This window comes from Streptomyces sp. NPDC031466, assembly GCF_055581265.1.
On the sequence record NZ_JBVIJT010000005.1, the window covers coordinates 682,818 to 689,639 of the forward strand.

Sequence of the window (6,822 nt, forward strand, 5' to 3'; positions counted from 1 at the left end):
GTCCGAGGTGATTCCCCGGAATGGAGCACTACTGTTCACCCATTCGGGGAAGGCTCAACGCCCCTGACCGTACCGGAGTTGAGCCTTCCGCCGTGGGCTCTAGGAAGGGCGCGACCGCAGTCCTTCGAGCAGGATGTCGAGCAGCCGCGACGACGCCGCGGCCTGCTGCGCCGCGTCCGGCAGCGACGGCGCCGCCGTCGCTATCACCAGCAGGACGTCGGAGACGGTCACGTCCGGCCGCAGCTCACCCGCCGCGCGGGCCCGCTCCACGAGGCGCCCGACGACATCGAGGAGCGTCGCCGCCCCCGCGTCGTCGCTCACCGCGGCGGAAGCGGACTCCTCGGCGGGCGCCGGACGCTGCTCCACCAGACGCAGCTCGGGGACCCCGGAGGCCGACTGCCGCTGCTGCGGCACCCGCGCCCCGTCCTCCTGGACGCCGTCCTCGACGCCCACCCGCAGCACCTGCGGCGGCAGCAGCCGCCCCGCGCCCGACGCCACGGACGTCCGAAGGAAGCGCGAGAGCGCCGACCACGGCTCGTCCTCCTGCCCGAGCGCGGTACGCGCCTGGTCGGTCAGCCGGGACGTCTCCTCCTCGGCTATCCGTCGGACCAGCACGTCCTTGCTCGGGAAGCGGCGGTAGACGGTGCCCACGCCGACCCGGGCGCGGCGCGCGACGTCCTCCATGGGCGCGCCGTACCCCAGCTCGCCGAAGACCTCGCGGGCCGCGCGAAGTACATGCTCGAGATTGCGCTGTGCGTCGACCCGCAATGGCGTCGTACGCGCTCCTTCCCCCATGTCACGTCCGTTCCCGCTGGTGCCGACGGCTGACGCCGACACGGACGCGGAAGTCCAGTGAGTCTCCTGAATGTGCATGCGTTCCCCCGGTGCTGACGTCTCCCCCCGGAGACACTCCCCGCCATTGGCAACCGGCGTGTGCGGAGCGAACGCTTCCGCGAGCCCGAAAATCCCGGCTCGACGAGCGCATCCCCCGACACCCCGACGTCCCACGAACATAGTTGAGCCTGAGTCAATTCAGAAGGGGTGGGTTCCGCACGGAGCGCCCCCCGATCGGAGTACGCACCGTTTCAGGCCTTATTGCACCCCTCGCGCATACCCCCCTCACACCCGCTGACCTGCGCACCTTTCGTACGCCGCCGCGAGCCGCCGAGCGCCCGCGCCGCGCCCTTCCCGGTCACACAAATTGCCGGGCCTGTGGACAAACTCCGGAGCCGGGTGCGTCATGGGATGGTGACGGAACCTGTGCGCATTCTCGTCGTCGGCGGTGGCTACGTCGGCATGTACACCGCACTGCGACTCCAGCGGAAGCTGAAGCCGGAGCTCAAGCGGGGTGAGGCCGAGATCGTGGTCATCACGCCCGAGCCGTACATGACGTATCAGCCGTTCCTGCCCGAAGCGGCGGCCGGCAACATCTCGCCGCGCCATGTCGTGGTGCCGCTGCGCCGCGTCCTCGACCAGTGCCGCGTCATCATCGGCGAGGTCGAGTCGGTCGAGCACGCCAAGCGCACCGCGACCTTCACCACGCTCGCCACCGAGGAGGAGGGCACCGGCGCCGTCGACCTCACGTACGACGAACTGGTCCTCGCCCCCGGCTCCGTCTCGCGCACCCTGCCCATCCCGGGCCTCGCCGAGTACGCCATCGGCTTCAAGACCGTCGAAGAGGCCATCGGTCTGCGCAACCACGTCATCGAACAGATGGACATCGCCTCCTCCACACGTGACCCCGCCATCCGCGACGCGGCTCTGACCTTCGTCTTCGTGGGGGGCGGCTACGCCGGCGTGGAGGCGCTCGGCGAACTGGAGGACATGGCGCGATACGCCGCCCGCTACTACCACAACATCAAGGCCGAGGACATGAAGTGGATCCTCGTCGAGGCCTCCGGACGGATCCTGCCCGAGGTCGGCGAGGAGATGGGCCGGTACACGGTGCGCGAGCTGCGACGGCGCAATATCGACGTACGTATGGAGACCCGCCTTGACTCCTGCGAGGACCGCGTGGCCGTCCTGAGCGACGGCGCCCGCTTCCCCACCCGCACCGTCGTGTGGACGGCCGGCGTCAGACCGCACCCCCTCCTCGCCGCCTGCGACCTGCCGCTGAACGAACGCGGCCGCCTCAAGTGCACCGCACGGCTGTCCGTCGAGGGCGCCACGCACGCGTGGGCCGCCGGCGACGCCGCCGCCGTCCCCGACGTGAGCGCCGACGAACCCGGCAAGGAGTGCGCCCCCAACGCCCAGCACGCCGTGCGCCAGGCCAAGGTCCTCGGCGACAACATCGTGGCGACCCTGCGCGAGCGGCCGCTCCAGGAGTACCGGCACAAGTACGTGGGCTCCGTCGCCTCCCTGGGCCTGCACAAAGGCGTCGCCCACGTCTACGGACGCAAGCTGAAGGGTTACCCCGCCTGGTTCATGCACCGCGTCTACCACTTGAGCAGAGTGCCGACCGTCAACCGCAAGTCCCGGGTGCTCGCCGAATGGACCCTCGCCGGCCTGTTCAAACGCGAGATCGTCTCCCTGGGCTCGCTGGAACACCCCCGTGCGGAGTTCGAACTGGCGGCCGGTGGAGGACGCCCGAAGGAGTCCTCCTGACCGGAGGCAGGAACTCCCCGCACAGACCCCACGTCTGATGGATGTCCGTCCGCACCCACGGATGTCAGTCCGGTCGGCAAGACTGTCCGTGTGACCATGGTCCGGCCGCAAGGCCGACACACGGGACGTCCGCCCTCGACAAGCTGTGTTCCCGATCCAGAAGCGACACCACGAGGCCTACCGCAGTGAACTTCACGCGCTGGAGCGCCCGGCTCCCCGGAACGCAGCGCCGCGCGGCGGCGCGGACCGAGCAGACGATCTCCCCGTCCCCGCGCGGCGACGGCTCCGTCCCCGCCGCCCGCGCCGAGCGGCTCTCCGACGGAGCACGGCCCACGCCCGCCGACGGCATCGACGAGCTGCCGGTCCGCGAGGTGCTCGACCGCGTCCCCGCCCTGGTCGCCCTCGTGCACGGCACCGACCACCGCATCGCCTACGTCAACGACGCCTACGCCGCCGCCTTCGGCCCCCGCCCCCTCGGCGAACCCGCGCGCGTGGCGCTGCCCGAACTGGCCGAGCTCGGCCTGCTGCCCCTCCTGGACCAGGTCCTGCGCAGCGCGAAGCCGCGCACCGTCAAGTCCCGCCGAACGTCCGGCGGCCGCTCGTACACCTTCACCTGCACCCCCGTGAGCCTCCCGGTGACCGCCGGCGCGGCCGGCTCCGGGCAGAGCGGCGGCGTGCTGGTCTTCGCCGCCGACGTCACCGACCACGCCGAGGCCGCCGAGCGTCTGCGCGCCAGCGAGCGCGCCCAGCGCGAGACGGCCGTCACCCTCCAGAAGTCACTGCTGCCCCAGGAACTCGAACAGCCCGACGACCTGCGCATCGCCGCCACCTACCAGCCCGGCGGCACCGAGGCCGCGGTCGGCGGCGACTGGTACGACGTGATCACCCTCGGCGGCGGCCGCACCGCCCTCGTCATCGGCGACGTGATGGGCCGGGGCGTTCGCGCGGCGGCCGTCATGGGCCAGCTCCGCACCGCCGTGCGCGCTTACGCCCGCCTGGACCTGCCGCCGCACGAGGTCCTCCAGCTCCTGGACGGCCTCGCCGCGGAGATCGACGCCAGTCAGATCGCCACCTGCGTCTACGCCATCCACGACCCGAACGAAGGAAGCCTCCTCTACGCCTCCGCGGGACACCTGCCCATCCTCGTACGCGACGAGAACGGCATCATCCACCGCGCCGAGGAACCCACCGGACCCCCGCTCGGCACGGGAGGCTGGCTGCACACCTCCGGCTCCCTGCCGCTCGGCCCCGGCTCGACCGCCGTCCTCTATACGGACGGTCTCGTCGAGCGGCGCAGCGAGGACATCGACGAAGGCGTCGCCTCCCTGGAGCGCGCCCTGGCCGGCGCCACCGGCACCCCGCAGGTGGTGTGCGACCGCCTGATCCGCGCCCTCGGGGTGACCGCCGACCACGACGACGACGTGGCCGTCCTGGTCCTCCAGCACCCGGCCCGCACCGGCCCGGACGCGGAGCTGTTCCGCAACGCCGCCCTGGAACTGCTCGGCGGCGTGGAAGCAGCCCCACGCGCGCGTGCCTTCGCCACCGGCGTCCTCGCCAGCTGGCGCTTCTCCCCGGAACTGCACGACCTCGGCGTCCTCGCCGCCAGCGAACTGGTCGCCAACTCCCTCCAGCACGGCACCCCGCCGATGCGGCTGCGCCTGCGCCGCACCGACCGCCGGCTGATCATCGAGGTCACCGACGGCGACGACCACCTGCCGCGCCGCCGCCGCGCCGAGCCGGCCGACGAGGCGGGACGCGGCATCGCCATCGTCGCCACGATCGCGTCGAACTGGGGCTCGCGTCGCACACCGGGGGGCGGCAAAGCCGTCTGGTGTGAGTTCGCGCTCCCCCAGTAGCGAGGGTTACGCGTCGGCCGTGGCGGGCGCGGCCGCGGTAGGGCCGCCCTGCGCCACCACCGGGCTCTTGGCGAGCGAGGGCTGGTTCTGCACGGGGGTGAGCCCATGACCCATCCGCACCGCGAGCACCGTGATGCCCAGCGAGAACAGCACGAACGTCACGATGTACGGGAGATGCAGCGCGGCGCCCATCGGCCCGCCGACAGCCGGACCGACCGCGAGGGCGAGCTGCTTCACCAGGGCGAAGGCGGAGTTGTACTGCCCGACCATGCCGCCCGGCGCCAGATCCGCGACCAGCGGCGCGACGGTCGGCGACAGCATCGCCTCACCGAGCCCGAACAGGGCGTACGTCGAGACGAACGCGGCGGTGGCCATCTCCTGGCTGCCGTGCCCGAGCCCCGCGTACCCCGCGAGAACCCACGCGAAGGCCCAGATCAGACCCACGGCCGCGATGACACGGGACCGCTTGCGGCGTTCCACGAACTTCAGGACGGCGAACTGGGCGAGAACGATCACCGCCGTGTTGGCGGCGAGCGCGATGCCGAGCGTCGACGGCGTGATCCCCGCGGCCTCCACGCCGTACGCGGAGAGCCCCGACTCGAACTGCCCGTAGCAGGCGAAGAAGATCACGAAGCCGAGCACGCACAGCTGCACCATGGCCTTGTGCTCGAGGAGCGCCCGCATCCCGCCGCGCGGTGCCGAGGCGTCCTTGGGCATCGCGTCCTGGATGGCCGGCGCGTGCGGCAGCCGCACGGTCAGTGCGATCGCCGCGAGCACCAGGAACATCACGGACTCGATGGAGAACAGCAGTGTGAAGCTGCTCGCCCGGTCCTCGTCGACGATCTGGCCGCCGAGGAGGCCACCGATGCCGAGGCCCAGGTTCTGCAGGAAGAACTGCATCGCGAAGGAGCGCGTGCGGGTGCTGGGCGTCGAGGACCAGACGATCATCGTCGCCAGCGCCGGCTGCATGACCGCGGTGCCCGCGCCGAGCAGCGCCGCGGAGAGGATCGCGGTCGTCTCGCTCCCGGCGACACCGAGCGCGAGCGCGCCCACGGAGGCGACGACCGCCGCGCCCACGAGTACGGGGAGCGGGCCGCGCCGGTCGATGGCGCGGCCGGTGATGGGCAGGACGACCAGCGCGGCCATGGCGAAGGCGGCGAGCACGATGCCCGCCGTACTGGCCCCGAGCTCTCGCACCTGCGCCACGTAGACGTAGAGGAACGGGACCGTGAAACCGATGCCGAACGCGCTCAGCGCGCTGCCTGCCTGGATACGACGCATCGCTGCGCCCATCGCCCTGGTCACTTTCACCTGCCTTAGGAGTTAGAAGTGAAGACTTCGAAGCTAAAGTTAGGATCTAAACAGTACACACCGAAGGACTTCGATGACAACTGGGGGCGTGCCATACTGCGGCCATGGGTGACACCCCCGGCCCGAGCGAGCCGACACTTGAAGAACAGATCGCCGCGTACCAGCGGGAGTTCCAGGACCTCGACCCCCAGGTCGAGAAGATCGTCTCGGCCCTCGGCCGCTTGAACCGCCGTATGAACGTCGCCTACGGCCGGCAGACCGCGACCCTCGACATCAGCAACGCCGAGTGGGAGGTCCTGAAGGCCCTCGTCCTGTCCGGCGCCCCGTACCAGATGGGCCCCGGCGACCTGGCCAAGCGCCTGGGCCTCACGCCCGCCGCCATGACCCACCGCATCGACCGCATGGTGGGGGAGGGCCTGGTCACCCGCGACCGCGACGAGACGAACCGCGTCCGCGTCATCGTGGAGCTGACGGCGGAGGGCCGCGAGAAGTGGCTGGAGGCGATGCGCCTGGCCACGGTCTTCGAGGAGGACCTCCTCCAGGACCTCTCCGCCGACGAGCGCGGAGTCCTGGACGAGCTGCTGACCCGCCTCCTGCGTCGGGTGGAGCACGCCCAGCCGGATGCCGGCGGTCGCCTCAACGACCTGGACTGACCCCCCGTTTGGCCCGCTGACCTGCGGGCACAGTGTGGGGTTGACAGTCATCCGCAGGACCCGTAAGGTTCTTCGGGTTGCCACGGGGCCGTAACGGTTCTGCGGTAGCACTTTTCGCCGCTGGTAAGCGGCAAAACAAACTCTGCACGACCTCCCAACGGAACGCATTCGGCATGCCCGAATTCAATCCGAGACCCGATTATGAGTCGCCGGGAAAACCCGCTAGAGTTTGAGACGTCGGAACGGCCCAACAGCCGGGAAGGCAACCCGCTCTGACCGGGAATCAGGCCCGAAAGGATCTGGTAGAGTCGGAACCGCCGGAAAGGGAAACGCGAAAGCCGAAAGGCCGGAGCGAGAACCGGAAAGGCACCGAGGAAATCGGACACGAAAGAGTCTGA

5 protein-coding genes are annotated in these 6,822 nt (G+C 70.7%); 3 read left to right on the forward strand and 2 right to left on the reverse strand.

Annotation, left to right across the window (positions count from 1 at the left end):
* Nucleotides 1-99 precede the first annotated feature (99 nt).
* The gene (locus ACZ5GP_RS15180) at nt 100-873 is read right to left on the reverse strand and encodes a TetR/AcrR family transcriptional regulator (protein ID WP_468751258.1); all 774 of its coding nucleotides are present in this window, start codon (nt 871-873) and stop codon (nt 100-102) included.
* 372 nt (nt 874-1,245) lie between these two features.
* On the opposite strand from ACZ5GP_RS15180, the gene ACZ5GP_RS15185 reads away from it, so the two are divergent.
* The gene (locus ACZ5GP_RS15185) at nt 1,246-2,604 is read left to right on the forward strand and encodes an NAD(P)/FAD-dependent oxidoreductase (RefSeq protein ID WP_468751259.1); all 1,359 of its coding nucleotides are present in this window, start codon (nt 1,246-1,248) and stop codon (nt 2,602-2,604) included.
* A 185-nt stretch (nt 2,605-2,789) separates the two neighbouring features.
* The gene (locus ACZ5GP_RS15190) at nt 2,790-4,460 is read left to right on the forward strand and encodes an ATP-binding SpoIIE family protein phosphatase (protein ID WP_468751260.1); all 1,671 of its coding nucleotides are present in this window, start codon (nt 2,790-2,792) and stop codon (nt 4,458-4,460) included.
* A gap of 6 nt (nt 4,461-4,466) precedes the next feature.
* Here ACZ5GP_RS15190 and ACZ5GP_RS15195 read toward each other — a convergent pair whose 3' ends face one another.
* Entirely contained in the window at nt 4,467-5,753 is a 1,287-nt protein-coding gene (locus ACZ5GP_RS15195) for an MFS transporter (RefSeq protein WP_468751261.1), read from the reverse strand.
* A 122-nt stretch (nt 5,754-5,875) separates the two neighbouring features.
* Here ACZ5GP_RS15195 and ACZ5GP_RS15200 point away from each other — a divergent pair, with 122 nt between their 5' ends.
* On the forward strand, nt 5,876-6,424 hold the full coding sequence (locus tag ACZ5GP_RS15200; protein ID WP_358589841.1) for a MarR family winged helix-turn-helix transcriptional regulator: 549 nt from the start codon (nt 5,876-5,878) through the stop codon (nt 6,422-6,424).
* The last annotated feature ends 398 nt before the right edge of the window (nt 6,425-6,822 follow it).